The 17,149-nt window shown below is 57.6% G+C and carries 15 protein-coding genes; 5 read left to right on the forward strand and 10 right to left on the reverse strand.

The window, feature by feature from the left end:
- Positions 1 to 167: 167 nt before the first annotated feature.
- Positions 168 to 1,181, reverse strand: a complete 1,014-nt coding sequence (locus B2W52_RS19635) for a class I fructose-bisphosphate aldolase (protein ID WP_008171996.1) — start codon at positions 1,179 to 1,181, stop codon at positions 168 to 170.
- A 162-nt stretch (positions 1,182 to 1,343) separates the two neighbouring features.
- On the opposite strand from B2W52_RS19635, the gene B2W52_RS19640 reads away from it, so the two are divergent.
- Positions 1,344 to 3,422, forward strand: coding sequence for a dehydrogenase (locus B2W52_RS19640; RefSeq protein ID WP_273017893.1), 2,079 nt, complete (start codon positions 1,344 to 1,346; stop codon positions 3,420 to 3,422).
- Here B2W52_RS19640 and B2W52_RS19645 read toward each other — a convergent pair.
- From B2W52_RS19645 to B2W52_RS19660, 4 genes are all read right to left on the reverse strand, one after another.
- On the reverse strand, positions 3,392 to 4,951 hold the full coding sequence (locus tag B2W52_RS19645; protein ID WP_273073073.1) for a glutamate synthase-related protein: 1,560 nt from the start codon (positions 4,949 to 4,951) through the stop codon (positions 3,392 to 3,394). The genes B2W52_RS19640 and B2W52_RS19645 overlap by 31 nt on opposite strands.
- A 139-nt stretch (positions 4,952 to 5,090) precedes the next feature.
- Positions 5,091 to 7,283 (reverse strand): OsmC domain/YcaO domain-containing protein, encoded by a 2,193-nt coding sequence (locus B2W52_RS19650; protein WP_273073074.1) that lies wholly within the window; start codon positions 7,281 to 7,283, stop codon positions 5,091 to 5,093.
- Positions 7,284 to 7,376: 93 nt separating this feature from the next.
- Positions 7,377 to 8,072 (reverse strand): aspartate/glutamate racemase family protein, encoded by a 696-nt coding sequence (locus tag B2W52_RS19655; RefSeq protein ID WP_273073075.1) that lies wholly within the window; start codon positions 8,070 to 8,072, stop codon positions 7,377 to 7,379.
- Between the two features lie 14 nt (positions 8,073 to 8,086).
- Positions 8,087 to 9,106: a sodium:calcium antiporter gene (locus B2W52_RS19660; RefSeq protein ID WP_008171986.1), complete on the reverse strand. Its 1,020-nt coding sequence runs from the start codon at positions 9,104 to 9,106 to the stop codon at positions 8,087 to 8,089.
- Between the two features lie 158 nt (positions 9,107 to 9,264).
- Between B2W52_RS19660 and B2W52_RS19665 the strand changes: the two genes are divergently transcribed.
- Positions 9,265 to 10,176, forward strand: coding sequence for a pirin family protein (locus tag B2W52_RS19665; RefSeq protein ID WP_053114971.1), 912 nt, complete (start codon positions 9,265 to 9,267; stop codon positions 10,174 to 10,176).
- Positions 10,177 to 10,280: 104 nt separating this feature from the next.
- On the forward strand, positions 10,281 to 10,520 hold the full coding sequence (locus tag B2W52_RS19670; RefSeq protein WP_053114972.1) for a DUF1289 domain-containing protein: 240 nt from the start codon (positions 10,281 to 10,283) through the stop codon (positions 10,518 to 10,520).
- Between the two features lie 51 nt (positions 10,521 to 10,571).
- Here the strand turns inward: B2W52_RS19670 and B2W52_RS19675 are convergent, their stop codons facing one another.
- The 4 genes from B2W52_RS19675 to B2W52_RS19690 all read right to left on the reverse strand — a co-directional run bounded on the left by B2W52_RS19675 (position 10,572) and on the right by B2W52_RS19690 (position 14,562).
- Positions 10,572 to 12,341: a TonB-dependent siderophore receptor gene (locus tag B2W52_RS19675; protein ID WP_273073091.1), complete on the reverse strand. Its 1,770-nt coding sequence runs from the start codon at positions 12,339 to 12,341 to the stop codon at positions 10,572 to 10,574.
- A gap of 114 nt (positions 12,342 to 12,455) precedes the next feature.
- Positions 12,456 to 12,671 carry a hypothetical protein gene (locus B2W52_RS19680; protein WP_273017887.1) on the reverse strand — a complete coding sequence of 72 codons (216 nt, stop codon included), beginning with the start codon at positions 12,669 to 12,671 and terminating at the stop codon, positions 12,456 to 12,458.
- Between the two features lie 87 nt (positions 12,672 to 12,758).
- The gene (locus B2W52_RS19685) at positions 12,759 to 13,424 is read right to left on the reverse strand and encodes a DNA-3-methyladenine glycosylase I (protein WP_273017886.1); all 666 of its coding nucleotides are present in this window, start codon (positions 13,422 to 13,424) and stop codon (positions 12,759 to 12,761) included.
- 13 nt (positions 13,425 to 13,437) lie between these two features.
- The gene (locus B2W52_RS19690; RefSeq protein ID WP_008169550.1) at positions 13,438 to 14,562 is read right to left on the reverse strand and encodes a hypothetical protein; all 1,125 of its coding nucleotides are present in this window, start codon (positions 14,560 to 14,562) and stop codon (positions 13,438 to 13,440) included.
- 268 nt (positions 14,563 to 14,830) lie between these two features.
- Between B2W52_RS19690 and B2W52_RS19695 the strand changes: the two genes are divergently transcribed.
- Complete coding sequence (locus B2W52_RS19695) at positions 14,831 to 15,373, forward strand: GNAT family N-acetyltransferase (protein ID WP_008169548.1); 543 nt, start codon at positions 14,831 to 14,833, stop codon at positions 15,371 to 15,373.
- Between the two features lie 16 nt (positions 15,374 to 15,389).
- Positions 15,390 to 16,493 (forward strand): histone deacetylase family protein, encoded by a 1,104-nt coding sequence (locus B2W52_RS19700; protein ID WP_008169546.1) that lies wholly within the window; start codon positions 15,390 to 15,392, stop codon positions 16,491 to 16,493.
- A 26-nt stretch (positions 16,494 to 16,519) separates the two neighbouring features.
- On the opposite strand, the gene B2W52_RS19705 is transcribed toward B2W52_RS19700, so the two are convergent.
- A partial coding sequence (locus B2W52_RS19705) for a histone deacetylase family protein (RefSeq protein ID WP_286803949.1) occupies positions 16,520 to 17,149 on the reverse strand: 630 nt, incomplete at its 5' end.

Here is a 17,149-nt window from a genome sequence, read left to right on the forward strand (position 1 = left end):
GCTCCGGTGGCATGGTGCAGGAAGGAACGCGCACGGCTCTGTTCCGGGATTCAGTGACAGTGCCGGTTCATGTGCCCCTCAGTGGCCGCACCATGGCGTTCAATGGCATGGCGAGCTGCGTCTCCGGCTGCAACTAAGGGAACACGGGCACGCAGGGCTGTTGCCGGTCAGTCTTCCATCTCCGGTCGGTAATGGCCCGCGCGAGCGGCACCGTTCAGGCGGGCCCGCTTCAGCATTGCTGCCTGAGCCTCCGGACCATTGTCCAGATTGCCTGCCCAGGCCTTCTGTGCCGGTTCCTGCAAAGCCCGTCCGTAAGAGAAGCTCAACTCCCAGGGCTGCGCGCCCATGCTGTTCATGGCGTTCAGATTGAGAGTGGCTTCTTCCGGTGTCTGGCCGCCCGAGAGGAAGAAAATGCCGGGTACCGCAGCCGGTACCGCCCTGCGAAAAACATCGAGAGTCGCTGTCGCCACGGCTTCCGGGGATGCCTTCGGGCTTTCCTTGCCCGGCGTCACCATGCTGGGTTTGAGGATCATGTATTCCAGTGCCACCTTGTGTCGGTAAAGGGCGTGGAACACCTCCCGAATCACCGCCTCGCTGACTTCCGCGCAGCGCTCGATGGAATGGTTGCCATCAATCAGTACTTCCGGCTCAACGATCGGCACGATACCCAGGGACTGGCAGATCGCCGCATAGCGGGCGAGAACCTCGGCATTCGCCTCGATCGCCTGCCGTGAGGGCAGGGTGTCCGATATATGGAACACATCCCGCCACTTGGCGAACCGGGCCCCCTGGTTTTTGTAGATCTCCAGGCGGTCCTCCAGACCATCCAGGCCAAAGGTGATTTCATCACCGGGGGCATTCACAAGAGGGCCTTTGCCCTTGTCTACCTTTATGCCCGGCACAATGCCTTTGCTGGCCAGCAGCTTTGGCATGGGAACATTATCCAGGCTCTGCTGGCCGAGAGTCTCTTCAAACAGAATGACCCCGCTGATGAATTCTCCGAGCCCGGAAGCCGAGAAAATAAGGCTTCGGTACTCCCGGCGCATATCTTCGCTCGACTCCACGCCAACGGCCTTGAAACGCTTGGCAATGGTCGGGTGGCTTTCATCCGCCGCGAGAATTCCCTTGCCGGGCTGAACCAGTTCCCGGACGGTAGAGTTGAGTTCTTCCTGAATGGTCATGGTGAGCTCCTGGTTGATCCTTGAAAGTCTGTTGGTCGTTCGGCCAGCCACTCTATTGTAGACGTTGAATAGCGGTCTGGAATTTGATCTGCGCTAAGGCAGAAACCGATCTCCTGAATTAGGCTGTAGATGATAACAACAGGAAAACGGGAAGACCTGAATATGAAAACCGTTGTCAGCGTCAGCCAGGGATCTGGTGAGTACGATTATGATATCGAGACGTCGTTTCTTGGGCAGCCTTTCCGGATTATCCGGATCGGTACGGAAGGCGATCTTTCCCGGGCCGAGGCGGTTCTGGAGTCCGTGCATCCGCAGGCAGATGCCATCGGTCTGAGCATGGTACACGATCATTACGAGGTGGGCCGGGAGCAGCTTGAACACCCGGATACTGCCCGCCTTGAGGCCTGTGTGCCGGATAAGCCGGTAACCACCGGTGCCGGGTTGCGGGCTATCCTGCAGGAATGGGCTGTGCGTCATACCCAGTCTGAGCTCGGGCATTTCTTCGACAATGCCCGGGTGCTCTTTTTGAATGGGCAGGCCGGTTACCGGATTGCCAGGGCCCTTTCCGAACATACCGAGAATCTCTTCTTTGCCGATCCTTACACGGATTTCGGAGTGCCCAGGCTGCTGACTTCCCTGAAACAGCTGGAAACCTATACCTCGCTCACTGCACCCATCATGTTCAGGCCTGCGGCGGTGAAAGCGGTTGAAACCATTCTCCGAACACCGCTGTATCGTTTGGGTGAGAACCTGGTGAAAGGTTCGCTCCATCACGCGGTCTCCGAGGCTCATGTCATCGTGGCTTCGATAGGCGACCTGGAGAATTTCACGGCGAAAGAGCTGGATGGAAAAACCGTGATCACCTCGCGGGTAACGGACGCGGCTATGGACTGGATGCGTTCGCGCAAGGTTGCCATGGTAGTGGATTACAGTCCCTGGCTGGAGGGCCGCCCCGTTGGCGTGAATGTGATGGAGGCGATGATCAGTGCGGCGCTTTCCAGGACGCCGGACCAGTTGGGCCCCGATGACTATCTGGATGTTATTCAGAGCCTGCAGATTGAGCCGCGAATCCTTTACCCGAACGGTTATCGCCGGGTTAACCGGTTTGCGTTTGTCATTCACCCCCTGTCGCAGCAATACCTCACCAAAACACCGCCCCTGGACTGGGTTGCCAACGTATCGCCGCCTGTGGTCATGAACCTGGTGGAAAAGGCCATCGCGTATTCGCCACCGTTCATCTACTCCAAGGTATCCGGAATCCGGTCACCCAATGGCGATGAGGTGGAGGGCTGGCTCATTACCGTTGGTGGCACACCTCGGGAAATCATGGCCCACGGGCCGGAATTTACCTACGCCCGGTTGCTGCAGGCGGCCAAACTGGCCAAGAAACTCGGCGCCCAGATCATGGGCCTGGGTGCGTTTACCAAGGTCGTGGGTGATGCCGGTATAACGGTGGCCAAGCGGGCGCCGCTGCCGATCACGACCGGCAACAGCTACAGCGCATCCGGCGCCCTGTGGGCGGCCCATGACGCCATGAAGAAAATAGGGCGGGTGAGTATTGGCCCCAGTGGCAAAGCGGCCGGCAAGGCTATGGTGGTGGGCGCTACGGGTGCTATCGGGTCGGTCTGCGCCAGATTGCTGGCCAAGGCAGTGGACGAGATTTATCTGGCGGCACCGGAGCCGGCCAAACTGCTGGCTCTCAAGGAAAGCATCGAACAGGAAACGCCGGGTGCCATCGTACATGTTGCCGGCTCTGCCGAACGCGATCTGGCCGACATGGACATGATCGTGACCGCCACCTCCGGGGCCGGCAAACGTATCCTGGATATCATGAAAGTGAAGCCGGGCTGCGTCATAACCGACGTCGCCCGCCCACTGGATATCCCGGCGGAGGATGTCGCCAAGCGGCCGGATGTGCTGGTGATCGAATCTGGCGAGATTCAGCTACCGGGTGAAGTGCATATGAAAGACATCGGGCTTCCGAAAGGCATTGCCTATGCCTGCCTGGCGGAAACCATCGTGCTTGCTCTGGAAGCGCGTTTCGAGAACTTCACTCTCGGGCGGAATATCGAGTGGGAAAAAGTGCGGGAGATTTACAAGCTGGGGCTGAAGCATGGCATGAAGCTGGCCGCCATTTCCGGGGTGAACGGTGTGTTCACCGAGGAGGACTTCGAACGGGTTCGAGTCCTGGCGGCCAGCGAAGAAGCACCTCAGGCAGAAGGATCAAGCACACCGGCGTAGCGAACGCCGCTGAGCAGGGCCATCTCCCGATGCCAGGTGGACAGGTCATCTATGTTCAGTTTGCTCAGGCTGTCGTGGCCACAGGCTCGTGCGATCACCTGCATCAGTGAGACAGAGGCCTCAAGGAAGTTCCGCAGCTGTTTGGCAGACTGGTCGACGTTCAACCGTTGGCGCAGGTCCTTGTTCTGGGTCGCAATGCCTGCCGGGCAATTGTTGGTGTTACAGATACGGGCTGCAACACAGCCGATGGACTGCATGGCACTGTTGGCAACGGCAATACCGTCAGCGCCCAGCGCCATGGCCTTCACAAAATCGATAGGGACCCGCAGGCCACCGGTAACGATCAATGTGACCCGTCCGCTTGCGCCGCGGTCATCCAGATAGCGCCGCGCACGCGCCAGGGCAGGAATGGTGGGCACACTGATGTGATCACGGAAGATCTCGGGTGCAGCGCCGGTGCCGCCGCCACGGCCGTCGAGAATGATGTAGTCGGCGCCGGCATCCAGGGCGAATTGCACATCCCGCTCGATGTGATTGGCGCTCAGCTTGAAGCCGACGGGAATACCTCCGGTCACTTCCCGAACATGGCTGGCGAAGCGCTGGAAATCCTCAACTGAGCGCAAATCGTCGAAAGTGGGTGGGGAGTTGGCCGGTTCGCCCTCAGGAATATTGCGCACCTCTGAGATCTTGCCGGTGTTCTTGTTGCCCGGCAAATGGCCACCGGTGCCGGTCTTGGCGCCCTGGCCACCCTTGAAGTGAAACGCCTGCACTTTCTTGAGCAATTCTTCCTTGTAACCGAACTTGGCGCTGGCCAGCTCGTAGAAGTATCGGGAATTTTCCTGTTGCTCCTCGGGCAGCATGCCGCCCTCGCCAGAGCAGATGCCGGTGCCGGCTAGCTCGGCGCCACGAGCGAGGGCAATCTTGGCCTCCTCCGACAACGCGCCGAAGCTCATGTCGGAAACGAATAGCGGCATGCTCAGTGTCAGTGGCTTGCGGGCTTCAGGCCCGATTACCAGTTCGGTCGAGACGTCGGCGTCGTCTGCCAGCGGCTTACTGGCCATCTGCGCCACCATCAGTTGGAGGTCGTCCCAGTGGGGCAGGGTGTGGCGGGGCACGCCCATGGCAGTTGTCGGACCATGGTGGCCCATACTGCTCAGCCCCTCACGGGCCAACTGATGAATAAATTCAACGGTGGGTTCTTCTTTGGTGGATTTGGCCTTCGGCGCATCACCGGATTCCTCGTCGCCATCATCGTCTGACTCCGGCGCCTCCTTGCCAACCTGGTCATCGCTGAACTGCTGGTGAGTGCCGTCACAATAAGGCGCGCTTCCGGTCTGTTTACACTGGCACAGAACCGCCTCTTCGTCTTTTTCGGCCTTGAAGACCTTGGGCTTGAACCCCGTATCTCCGTGGGAACCGTCGCAGAACGGCTGGTTGTTGGAACGGCCACAAACGCAGAAGGCGTATTCCTCGCCTTTTTTCAGGCTGACTTTCTTGGGCTTGTTATCAGCGATCACCGGATTGCTCATTGCAAGGCTCCTTGTTTGGCGCATGCCACAAATGTACAAGGGTGTACGGGCATTAAACGCAAATAGGCTACTTGTAATGATCAAGTGTGGATCAGGACTGACCGCGCCGCCAATGCGGCGCGGCTCGCTCGGCGTCCGATTACGGCTGCAGGCCCGCCCTGGCTGCACGCGCCGCGTGCAGCTTCCGGAAGCTCTCGATCAACCGCTGATGCTTCTCCAGCCCATCCAGTTGCATGTTCGTGGCTTCCAGGCCGTGGAAACGAACGCTGCCATCCACTGAGCCAACAACAGCTTCCATGGTTTCCTCGCCGAACATGCGGGTGAAGTTGGTGATGTAGTCGTCCAGCTCCATTTCGTCGTCAAGGGTGACTTCGAGAACCGCATACATGGCTCGGTAGAACAGGCCGCGCTCAACGGTGTTGTCGTTGAACTGAAGGAACATGTCGACGAATTCCAGGGCTTCTTCATGCCACTGCAGGGCTAGGCAGATCAGGATCTTCAGCTCAAGGATCGTGAGTTGGCCCCAGATGGTGTTTTCATCGAACTCCACGCCGATCAGGGTGATGATCGTCATGTAGTTGTCCAGCTGGCTGGCTTCCAGGCGCTCCACCAGATCGGCCAGTTGCTCATCGTCCAGGCGGTGCAGGTTGAGGATGTCTTCCCGATAGTCCAAAGCCATGTTGGTATTATCCATGATCAGGTCTTCCACCGGATACACCTCGGAATAGCCTGGAACCAGGATTCGGCAGACCGGCGCGCCCAGTTCCTCGTAAACGGCGACATACACTTGCTTGCCCAGTTCCTCAAGGATACCGAACAGACACTCGGCTTCCTCGGCGTTGGTGCCGGAAAAATCCCATTCAACGAAATCATAATCGGACCTGGCGCTGAAGAACCGCCAGGACACCACGCCTGTGGAATCGATAAAGTGCTCCACAAAGTTGTTTGGCTCGGTCACTGCCAGGCTGTTGAAGGTGGGCGCCGGCACATCGTTGAGGCCCTCGAAGCTGCGGCCCTGCAGGAGTTCCGTCAGGCTTCGCTCAAGGGCCACTTCAAAGCTCGGGTGAGCGCCGAAAGAGGCGAACACGCCGCCCGTTCGCGGGTTCATCAGGGTAACGCACATTACCGGGAACTGGCCGCCGAGGGAGGCGTCCTTTACCAGAGTCGGGAAACCCTGGGCTTCCAGGGCTTCAATGCCTTCCAGGATGTCCGGGTATTTTTCCAGTACCTCCCGGGGCACGTCCGGAAGGGCAATTTCCTCTTCGATAATCTGCTTCTTTACCGCCCGTTCGAAAATCTCCGACAGACACTGAACCTGTGCTTCGTTCAGGGTATTGCCCGCACTCATGCCGTTGCTGAGAAACAGGTTCTCAATCAGGTTGGAGGGGAAATACACCACCTCGCCATCCGATTTTCGCACGTAGGGCAGGGAGACAATGCCCCGGTCGGCTCTGCCGGAGTTGGTATCAATCAGATTGGAGCCGCCAAGCTCGCCGTCCGGGTTGTAGATGGCGAGGCAGTGGTCATCCAGAATACCTTCCGGCAGCTCGTCGTTGGGGCCCGGCTTGAACCACTTTTCGTTCGGGTAGTGGACGAAGTCGCTGTTGGCGATGTCCTCACCAAAGAACTGATCGTTGTAGAAAAAGTTGCAGCTGAGCCGCTCGATAAATTCGCCCAGGGCAGAGCACAGGGCGCTTTCCTTGGTAGCTCCCTTGCCATTGGTGAAGCACATGGGTGAGGCAGCATCGCGAATGTGCAGGGACCACACGTGAGGCACAATGTTGCGCCAGGAGGCAATCTCGATCTTCATGCCCAGCTCTTCGAGAATGCCAGTCATGTTGGCAATGGTCTGTTCAAGGGGCAGGTCCTTGCCTTCGATAAAGGTCTGGGTGCCGCCTTCCGGCTGGGTCATCAGCAGTGCCTGGGCGTCCGCGTCCAGGTTTTCGACGGTTTCAATCTCGAAGGTCGGGCCGGTCTGGACCACTTTTTTCACGGTGCAGCGGTCGATCGAGCGCAGGATGCCCTGGCGGTCTTTCTCCGAAATGTCCTCGGGCAGTTCCACGGAGATCTTGAAGATCTGGTTGTAGCGGTTTTCCGGGTCCACGATGTTGTTCTGGGACAGGCGGATATTCTCGGTGGGAATGTCCCGGGCCAGGCAGTAGACCCGGACAAAGTAGGCTGCACACAGGGCAGAGGAGGCCAGGAAGTAGTCGAACGGGCTGGGCGCCGAGCCGTCGCCCTTATAGCGAATCGGCTGGTCCGTTACGACGGTGAAATCGTCAAACTTGGCTTCAAGTCTGAGGTTCTCGAGAAAGTTGACGTTGATTTCCATTGCAGAGAGTCCTGGATCGGAGAATTTGGCGCGCCATGGTTTTTAATGGCGGCCATTATCCAGTTTTTGCAGGCGTTCGTCTTGGTCGGTCTTCTACGGATGATGTAACGCCAGCTCGACGGCCTGAGCTGCGTGAATCTCCGTGGTGTCGTAGAGGGGAACCCCGGTATCCGCCTGCTTGATCAGCAAGCCGATCTCGGTGCAGCCCAGGATCACCGCCTGCGCGCCGCGCTCGGAAAGCGAGCTGACAATATCGAGGTAGATGTCGCGCGAGTCCGGCTTGATCTCTCCCAGGCAAAGCTCCTCGTAGATAACACGATGCACCTCGTCCCGCTGGATTTCATCCGGCGTGAGAACGTCGATACCGGCGGCCTCCAGTCGGTCCCTGTAGAACGCCTGTTCCATGGTAAATCGCGTGCCCAGCAGGCCTACCCGGTTGATTCCATCATTCTTCAGCACCTGAGCTGTGGCATCTGCTATGTGTAGCAACGGGATCTCGATCGCCTGTTCAATTTCAGGAGCAACCTTGTGCATAGTGTTGGTGCCGATCACCAGGAAATCCGCGCCGGCCCTCTGCAATGACAAGGCGGCGTCGGAAAGAATGTCGGCAGTAGCGGGCCAATCACCTTTGTGTTGCAGCGCTTCGATCTCGGCGAAATCCACGCTGAAGAGCACCAGCTTCGCCGAATTCAGCCCGCCCAGTCGGCCTTTGACCCCCTCGTTGAGGAGTCGGTAGTAGGTTTGGGTGGATTCCCAGCTCATGCCGCCGAGAAGGCCAATCGTTTTCATGGGTAATCTCCTTATTATCCGCTAATTGTCACGATAATCAGCGCCACTGCATAGACCGAGAGCATCAGGGCGCTTTCAAACCCGATCTTGCCAATTCCATAGCGTTGGCGCCGGACCATTCCCATTAACAACGTGGCTGTCATCAGTATGCTGACAAGCCCCCAGGTCATCTGTATCGGGGTAATGTCGTGATAGATGGAACCGCCAGGGTAGCCCACATCGGCTGAAGCGATCACCAGCATATTAAAACAGTTGGTGCCGAATATATTGCTTACCGCCAGGGTCAGCGCGTTCCTGCGGATGGCAGCAATGGTGGTGACCAGCTCGGGTGAGGAGGTAGCGAGCGCGGTAAACAGGCCGCCAATCAGGGTATCGGACAGGCCCGTTTCGTCACTGATCACTTTGGCCCCTTCCATCAGTACCCATCCAGCTATGCCTGTAATTGCAGCCAGAATAATGAAAGTGACCCAGGCCTGGGCAAGACCGCCGCGAAGATAATGACCAGGCTTGTCGGGAACGGTCTGGCGGGTCAGTCGGGGAAACCACATGGGTTTACTGTCTGTTGTGCGAACCAGGTGAAGCCCGAACAAATACGCTGCGGTAATCACGGGTGTGATTGGGTGTATTCCCCAGAGGGAAACTGGTGGACTCGCAATTGCCAGTAGCGGCAAAGCCAGCAGAACGATCAACAACGCGGCCAGCATCAGGTTGGTGGAAGATGCAGCTGCGTGCTCCAGGTTGGCCTTCCGGTACATGATGTCTGCAATGCCCAGAAACACCAGGTTCGCAGCCATGCTGCCCATGACATTGCTCATGGCCAGATCCGGCCTTGAATCCATGGCCGCGCTCAGCGTGGCGGCGAAGTCGGGCAGTGAGGTTACCCCGGCCAGCAGAAAGATGCCGAACAACGCCTCTCCAAGGCCCGTTCGATCGGCCAGCTCATCCGCCACCCGGGCAAGCCGGCTGCCAGCTGTCACAATAACGACGGATGCGATGGCAAAAGCGATGATCCCGGTAGTCAGTGATGGAAACACTCAAGGCCCCAGACTGTTGCGATTGCTTGAATTGCTTACGGTAACTATAGCGGTTGCGGAATGGCCAGGATGAATATCGGTGCCCGGAGAAAGATTCCGGCTTCTATAATAGATTCAGGAAACCGGGTGACAGAGTCGGGGCAAAACGGGAGCGATGCATGAGCAATCTGATGAATACTGTTGAACAGAACTGTGATTCGGCCGATGCGCCGTGCAGCGCCATCGAAACCATTTTGAGCCCCCGGGTTGCCAATCTGGGCGGCTTCTCCGTACGTCGGCTGTTGCCAACCGCGAAGCGGAAAATGGTAGGCCCCTGGGTATTCTTTGACGAAATGGGCCCGGCGGAATTTCCGGCTGGCCAGGGTCTCAACGTACTGCCGCATCCCCATATTGGTATTGCCACTGTTACCTACCTGTTTGAGGGCGAGATACTGCATCGGGATTCCGTTGGCAGCTACCAGCCAATCCGGCCCGGAGATATCAATCTTATGGTGGCCGGCAGCGGTATCGCCCATTCCGAGCGGGAGCGTCCTGAGATCACCGCAACGGATCACCGCTTGCATGGGCTCCAGCTCTGGCTGGCCCTGCCGCAAGAGCACGAAGAAACTGCGCCAGCGTTTCACCACTATCCAGAGGATGACATCCCCGCGGTTGAGATAGACGGCGTGCCGGTTCGAGTCATGATCGGCAGTGCTTACGGAGTCACTTCGCCGGTGCTCAAGTTCAGCGAAACCCTGTACCTTGAAGCCACCCTTAAAACCGGTCAGACCCTGGCATTACCCCAGGCGCCTGAGCGCGCCGTCTACGTTGCCAGTGGCGCCCTGCGAGCCCATGGCTCTGAGCTGCCTACCCACAGCATGACGATCTTTTCCCGACAGCCCGGTGTTGCCATTACCGCCACAGAGGATACCCGGATTGCCGTGATTGGCGGTGAGCCGCTGGGCAAGCGTTTTATCGAGTGGAACTTCGTCTCTTCTAGCAAGGCCCGTATAGGTACAGCCAGAGAAGACTGGCGGGCAGGGCGGTTCGAGAAAGTCGTGGGTGATGAGGAAGCGTATATACCGTATTAGCCTGTCGTCTCGGTTTTCCACGGGCCCAACGCCTTGTATCCGGGGGCTGCAGCCCTCAGCCTTGGACTAAGCCACTTATTTTGCAAAAGGGGAAGCCAGAGTCCATGGAGCCCGTCACCAAGAAGCCCTGCATTGACGTCTGCGAGTTTAACAAGAGGGCCATCTGTAAAGCCTGTGGCCGAACCAGGCAAGAAAAAAAGGAGTGGAAGCAGCTCTCTCCTGACCAGAAGCAGGCGATCTGGACGCGTATCCTGGAGTCTCACGGCTCGGGTAAAGGAAAGAATCCCAAAGCATTGCGCGAGTTGTACGAGAAGGCCCAAAAGAAGAAAAAAAAGAAGAGCTGATCGCCGCAGCGGTTTTCAGGCTGCGGCGACCAGAGACGTCAGGATGAAGCTTTAGAAACGATATTTGGCGTTTGCATTCACAGTGCGCCGCTCGCCGTAGCCGCAGTCTGCGCCTTCGGAGCGGCACCAGGTGATGTACTCGTCATCGGCCAGGTTTTTGGCATCTACGGTGAAGTCCCAGTTCTGCCAGGTGTAGCCAATCATGGCGTCGTAGAGGGTAACGGAAGGAACGACGGGCCCGCCTCCTGAGCCAACGTTGTCACCCACGTAGCGCACCCCGGCACCGACCCGCCAGTTGTTGGCGATGTAGAGCTGGTTCCACCAGGAAGCCTGACGCTCGGCCACATAGGGGAGCCGGTTGCCAGAGGCGTCATCCCTGGCATTCAGATCGGTGTAGGCCAGTTGGGTTTCGAAACGCTGCCACCGCTTGTTCACCTGCAGCTCCCAGCCGTCGATCACCGCGCCGGTCTGCTCAACACCTCCGGGGGTGCTGCCGTCGCTGATCCGGTTCTCCTGGGTAATATCGAAGTAGGCTGCAGTAATGCCGAGGGACTGGTCCTGGGACACGTACTTCACGCCCGCTTCCTGTTGGTCGCCGGTGGTGGGTTCCAGTGTGTTGGCCGCGGCGGTGCCATCGGTACCGAGGTTCATGCTGAAGGCTTCAGCGTAGCTGATGTATGGGGAGATCCCGTTTTCGAATCGGTACATCAAGCCCGCCCGACCAGTGGTGGCCTCCTCGTCGCTGACGGTATCTGATCCGGAGACGGCCAGGCGGCGGTTCTCGGCCCAGTCGTGGCGAAGGCCGGCCGACACGACGACGTTGCCGATCTCGATGTGATCGGCAATGTAGAGGCCGATTTGCTCAATCTCGTTGTCCGGCCGGTCGGTCGGATTGATGGCACCGTCGTTCAGGTTGCCGTACTGTGGATCATATACATCGAAGGTGCCACCCAGGCCATAACCGTAAAAGTAATTGTCCTGTTTCCAGAGCGCGTCCTGGCGGTCGGCGCCGATAATCAGACGATGGCGGGTCATGCCCAGCTCAACATCACCCTCAAGGCGAGCGTCCATGTTGAAAATGCGGGTTTCAGCATCTGCCGTGTAAATGGTACGCGGCACTTCGCCATTGGCGTCGGGAACGCTTGGAATGGTTATCCAGTGTTCGCGGTTTTCGGTACTGGAGCGGCTGTAGCGAGCAGTGGCGGAAAGCGCCCAGTTGGTATTCAGTTGATGATCAACAAACAGGGTAGCTTCGGTCTTCTCCCGATCATAACGATCCCATCCTGGCTCCCCAACGAATCGCTCAGAGCCGATAAACCCTTGCGATCCTGGCTCCAGGGTGCCGGCCTGTGGCAGGAACTGAGCGGATACCTGGCCTTTGTTCTCCTGGCGGTTGAGGAGCAGGGTAACGCTTGTGTCATCGGTTGCGCGCCAGGTCAGGGAAGGGGCGAGCACGTAGCCATCGTCTTCCACATAATCCACCTGGGTGTCACTATCGCGTCCCAGTGCGATAAAACGGTACAGCAAATCACCGCTCTCGTTGACGGGGCCGGTTACATCCACGGCCAGCTGCTTACGATTAAACGTGCCGTACTGGGCCCAGATCTCGCCGCCCTGTTCCTCTTCCGGGAGCTTGGATACCCCATTGATGATGCCGCCCAGGTCACTCTGTCCATAAAGCATGGACGAGGGGCCTTTGAGCACTTCGATGCTCTCGAGTGCGTACACATTGGTGCGCACGGTGTTGTAGGAACCGTAGATCTGACGCAGACCATCCAGATAGCGCCCGGCATCAACACCACGAACTTTTGCAGAATCGATTCGGGTGTCAAAACCAAAGTTGCCTGCTTAGACCCCCGGTGTGTAGAGCAGGGCATCCTGTATGTTCTTGGCTCCGAAATCTTCGATGAAGCTGCGATCGACGATTGAGACCGACTAGGGTTGCTCTTCAACCGGAACGTTCAGTTTTCCAACGGCCGGCGTTTTTTCCAGAGGCATATAGTCCGGAGCGGTAATCGCATCAGAAACCACATCGAGAGCTTCGAGTGTGGTCGCGTCGTTGGTTTGCGATTGCGCCATGGCCAGAGAGCTTGCGCCGAGGAGTGAAACCAGTGCTGCAGAGCTGCAACGTCGGTAGCGGGTGACTTTCATAGGATAATGCGCCTTCGTTGTTAATGCGGAGGCGAATGATAACAATTATCATTAAATAAACAAGAGGTAATGAAATCCCTGAAACGATCAGTCGATAGTAAACGAGAGAATTCTCGATAGGTGGCTGTAGGGCAGACCACTCTCCTCGTGCCAGAGGTTAAACGCTTCCTGCGCCTGCATGAGCCCTTTCTTGCTGGTGGGAGAGGCATCCAAAACCTCTTCCCTATGCAGCGCGGCAATGACATCCCGTGAAAGGATAAAGCCGTCCCAACCCACTCGCCGCAAAAAGTACTGGGCGCTGTTGCCACCGAGCCTCGCTCCATTGCGTTTAAGCCACATCAGCAGGCCGGCCTGATCACTGCTGGGCCAATCGGCGAGGAAATTGCCAAAGCTGCCATGCTCCCGGGCGGCGTCGACAATCATCCGCGCATTCTCCGGCACGGTCTGGATTTTCTGCGCGTTCCTGACGATCCGTTCGTCACCCGCCAACCGCTCAAGGACCTCGGGAGGAACCTGCTGCCAGTAGAGGGGCACAAAACCCTCGAAAGCCTCTTCGAACTTCGGCCATTTGTTTTCGATCACTCGCCAGACAAAGCCAGCCTTGAAGATGCACCGGGTGATTTCTGAAAGGTATCGATCGTCCCCGAGAGCTTCCAGTTCTTGAGGGCTAGCCACTCTGGGCAGCCGTGCGCGAACTTCACTTTCTCCGCCTTTTTGGAGAACGGCCTGTTCATAGATGCGGGAAAAGGACATAGCGGTCTCTGAATCACTCCAGTCTGTTAAGGGATTTTCTCCGGCCAATGTGCGACAGGCCAGTAATCAGGGTTCCGAGCAACCCGAGGGCGGGGCGTACAATCAACCGGAATACCCAACTGCCGATGTACAACGCGGGCAGCAGTATCAGAATCCATCCGAGAAACTGCACCAGCTTTACCGGGTAGCCCAGCACTTCCGCTACCTCTGCCAGGAAGTCGTTGATGATACCGGGGTGTGTGACCACCAGGTAGCCGACGCCAATCACGGCGGGCCATTTTGCGTAGCGGGCGGTCGTCATCAACATGCGCCCGCTAGTCGTGAGACGAGCGGCCAGTGCTGCGGACCGGGTACCCCTGGCAGCGCCTCTGGATGAAACAGCGACAGCCCGTCCTACCCGAAGTACCTTCAACGCGCTGGCAAAAACCAGCACATCCACGGAAGCCCAGCCAATATCGGCGGCGGATATATCGTCACCTGTGCGGTGCTGAATCTCGAGATTGCGAATGCCACTGGCGAAAAACTGATTGATGTTCTCCAGCACCCGTTCCGTTCGAACCCAGATGATTTCGCCCTGATCGTTCACAACAAACTGACCCAGGAAGTCGTGTCCTTCTTCCTGGATAAATCGCACGGCGTACCACCCGCGCTCTTCCCGAGTCAGCTTCTCCTTTCTGGGCGTGCTTTGCTGGGGGGCTGCATTGGTGTCTGTTTTTCCGCTCCCGGTAAAGAACTCTACGGTCGCCTGGTATTGAGTGGCAAGATCGTTCATCAGCTCGATCGAGCCAATCGGGTTGCTCAGGAAATAGTGGATCGGCGGAAGAATGTTTTCGCCATACAGCCGGAGAATATCCCGGAATTCCGGTTCAGGTCCGTAAACCGGAAAGATCTCGCGGGTCATCGTTGGGTATCGCAAATAGGCCGCGCGGGCCTTCAGGAGAAGAAGTTCCTCGTCCGCCATATCGAGCAAGGCAGCCTGAACTTCAAGTGGCTCCGATTCGATGCGAGGGAACTCCCGGAGAGTATCCTCCGCCTGAATCCGGATCAGCCGCTCTTCAATAAGCATAGGCTGTGAGCTGACAGTGGCTACCAGCGCGATCATCGACGCGAGGCCAAGAATCAGGAAAAGTTTCCTCATCGTCTCTCGTCCTGGACGCTCACTTGACCGATGTGGTTCCGGTACGCATGCCTCATAGAAATCCCGGTGCAATTCAAATCAGGTTTGTTGTTGAAACTAACCTGCAGCCGAAATTATTCCAAGAACAGTTTCAAGGACTTTGCTTTTGTAGCGGGATCAACCAGCGACTAAGCTTTGAAGGTTGGCTCATATGTATACGACCCGAAAATGCAGACCACTCCTGGTTGTAACTGGTTTGCTCTACGCGGCGGTCTAACGGGAGTTGCGCGTGGCTGGAAAGCACACGAAGCGTGGATTTATTATCAGAGAGGCCCGCGAAGAGGATCTTGCCGAAATGGTGGGCTTCCTCGCCAAACTGGCCCTGCATGTTTCGGGCGCACCCCCTCATGAGCTCAAGGAAAGCGAGCGTAAACGGCTTCTGCGAACGTTGCACTCCTCGCTGGACGACCCCAACAAACTGTTGCTTGTGGCGGAAAGTAAGAACTCGGCTCTCGTGGGTATGGGTTATGTTTATATCTGGAGAAGCCAGGGCATCTGGGAGCAGTCGGAAGCGGCAGAATTCAAGTCTGGCGTTATTGATGATATCTGGGTAGAGCCGGACTTCCGGGGGCTTGGTATCCTGAAGGCACTGTTGCGGGATCTTGTCAATTTCGCGGAGGAGCATCACGCCTCGGAGCTGATCCTCGAATACTCTGCTTCAAACAAGGAAGCCAAGGCTGCCTGGACCAAGCTGGGTTTCAAACCGACTGGGGTTCGCGCGGCGGCATTCACCTCGGTGGTTAAGCAGGCGCTGGCGGAATCACAAGGATAAGAAAAGGAAACAGGCCATGATCGGCGATCGCAGTGTGAATGTGTTTTACGATGAGATCATGCTCGGGCATAACCCCGAGGTGGATCTTCCGTTCATGCCCAGCCGGGTGGAAAAGCGAGTGCGATCCATTCTTCAGGGCTTGGATTTCAAATGGAGCTATCCGGAGCACCCCGGGCGGATCAGCGCCATCAAGGAGTATCTGGATGAAAACCCTGTGGCAGGTACTCAATTCAAATCGGGTGCGGCTGCCGCAACCTACGATCAGCTGGCACGGGTACACACCACCTCCTACCTTGACCACATCTTCTCACTGGACGGCAAACGGGCGTGGCTTGATAAAGACACGACGGCGGTGTCACCCGACAGCATCAAAGCCGCCACGGCTGCGGCCGGCAACGCCATTGCCGCCGTTGAAAGCGTTGTGAAAGGGGAGTGTGACAGCGCGTTTGCCCTGATCCGCCCGCCCGGCCATCATGCGGAACCGGTTCGGGCACGGGGATTCTGCCTGCTCAATAATGTGGCCATTGCTGCGGCCCATGCCCAGGCCAAACTCGGCTGTGAGAAGATTCTGATCATCGATTGGGATGCCCATCATGGCAACGGTACCCAGGACATTTTCTGGGCAGACCCCGATGTCCTGTTTTTCGATACCCACTGCGCGGCGCCATTCTATCCCGGATCCGGTCACCTGGAAGAGATCGGTGATGGGCTGGGGGAGGGCTACACCATCAACGTGCCACTGCCGGAAACGGCTGGCGACGTTGCCTTTGAGAAAGTGTTCCGGGAGATCCTGATGCCGGCGGCGGATTACTTCCAGCCGGATTTGGTGCTGGTCTCTGCCGGCTTTGATCCGCACAGAAACGACATGGCCCTGAACCTCACCTACGATGGCTTCAAAGTAATCACAGGCATTGTTCAGGCGATTGCCGACAAACACTGTGAGGGACGGTTAGCGCTGGTTCTGGAGGGTGGCTACAGCCTGAGTTCGCTGTCCAAGGGGGTGCACGCCGTGCTCGAAGTGCTGGCCGGAGGAGAGGTGCCGGAAGTTCATGAGATCGGCGTGCCGGAGGCCGAAGAGGCAGCTGAGTTCCATCGGTCTGCCTTCAGTGATGAGGACTAATTCTGCTTTGAGCAATAAAAACTAGGTCAGTCGGCTGAAAACACCCGGCTGGCGGCTTCCACAACAATCCCGTGCCGCTTGGCCAGTTTCACCCGGTCATCATCGTAGCCGCCGCCAATCACCGTCGCTACTGGAATGTCCCGACGTTTCAATTCACTGAGCACCTGAAAGTCCCGCTCAAAAATTCCCTGTTCGGAAATGTTCAGCCGGCCGAGGGGATCATTCCTGAATACGTCCACGCCTGCGTCATAGAGCACGATATCCGGCCGCGATAACGCCAGTGCTTTGTGCAGCGTTTCGCTGACAACCTCAAGATAGGCCCCGTCTTCGAGGCCATCCGGTAAGGCGACATCGAGATCGCCAATCTTTTTCTCGAACGGGTAGTTGCGCTCACAGTGAATCGAGCAGGTAAAGGCATTCGGCTCGTTCGCCAACAATGCAGCGGTACCGTCACCCTGATGCACATCCACATCGAAGATAAGCACACGTTCAATGCCCTCCTGTTGCAACAGCACATTGGCGGCGATCGCCAGATCGTTGAGGATGCAGAAGCCGGCAGCGTAATCGTAATGGGCGTGATGGGTGCCACCGGCCAGGTGACAGGCAATGCCATGCTGGAGGGCCAACTGCGCCGTCAGAACCGTGCCTGAAGGAGC

This window comes from Marinobacter sp. UBA2498 (assembly GCF_002341575.1).
GTDB classification, from domain to species: Bacteria; Pseudomonadota; Gammaproteobacteria; order Pseudomonadales; family Oleiphilaceae; genus Marinobacter; species Marinobacter manganoxydans.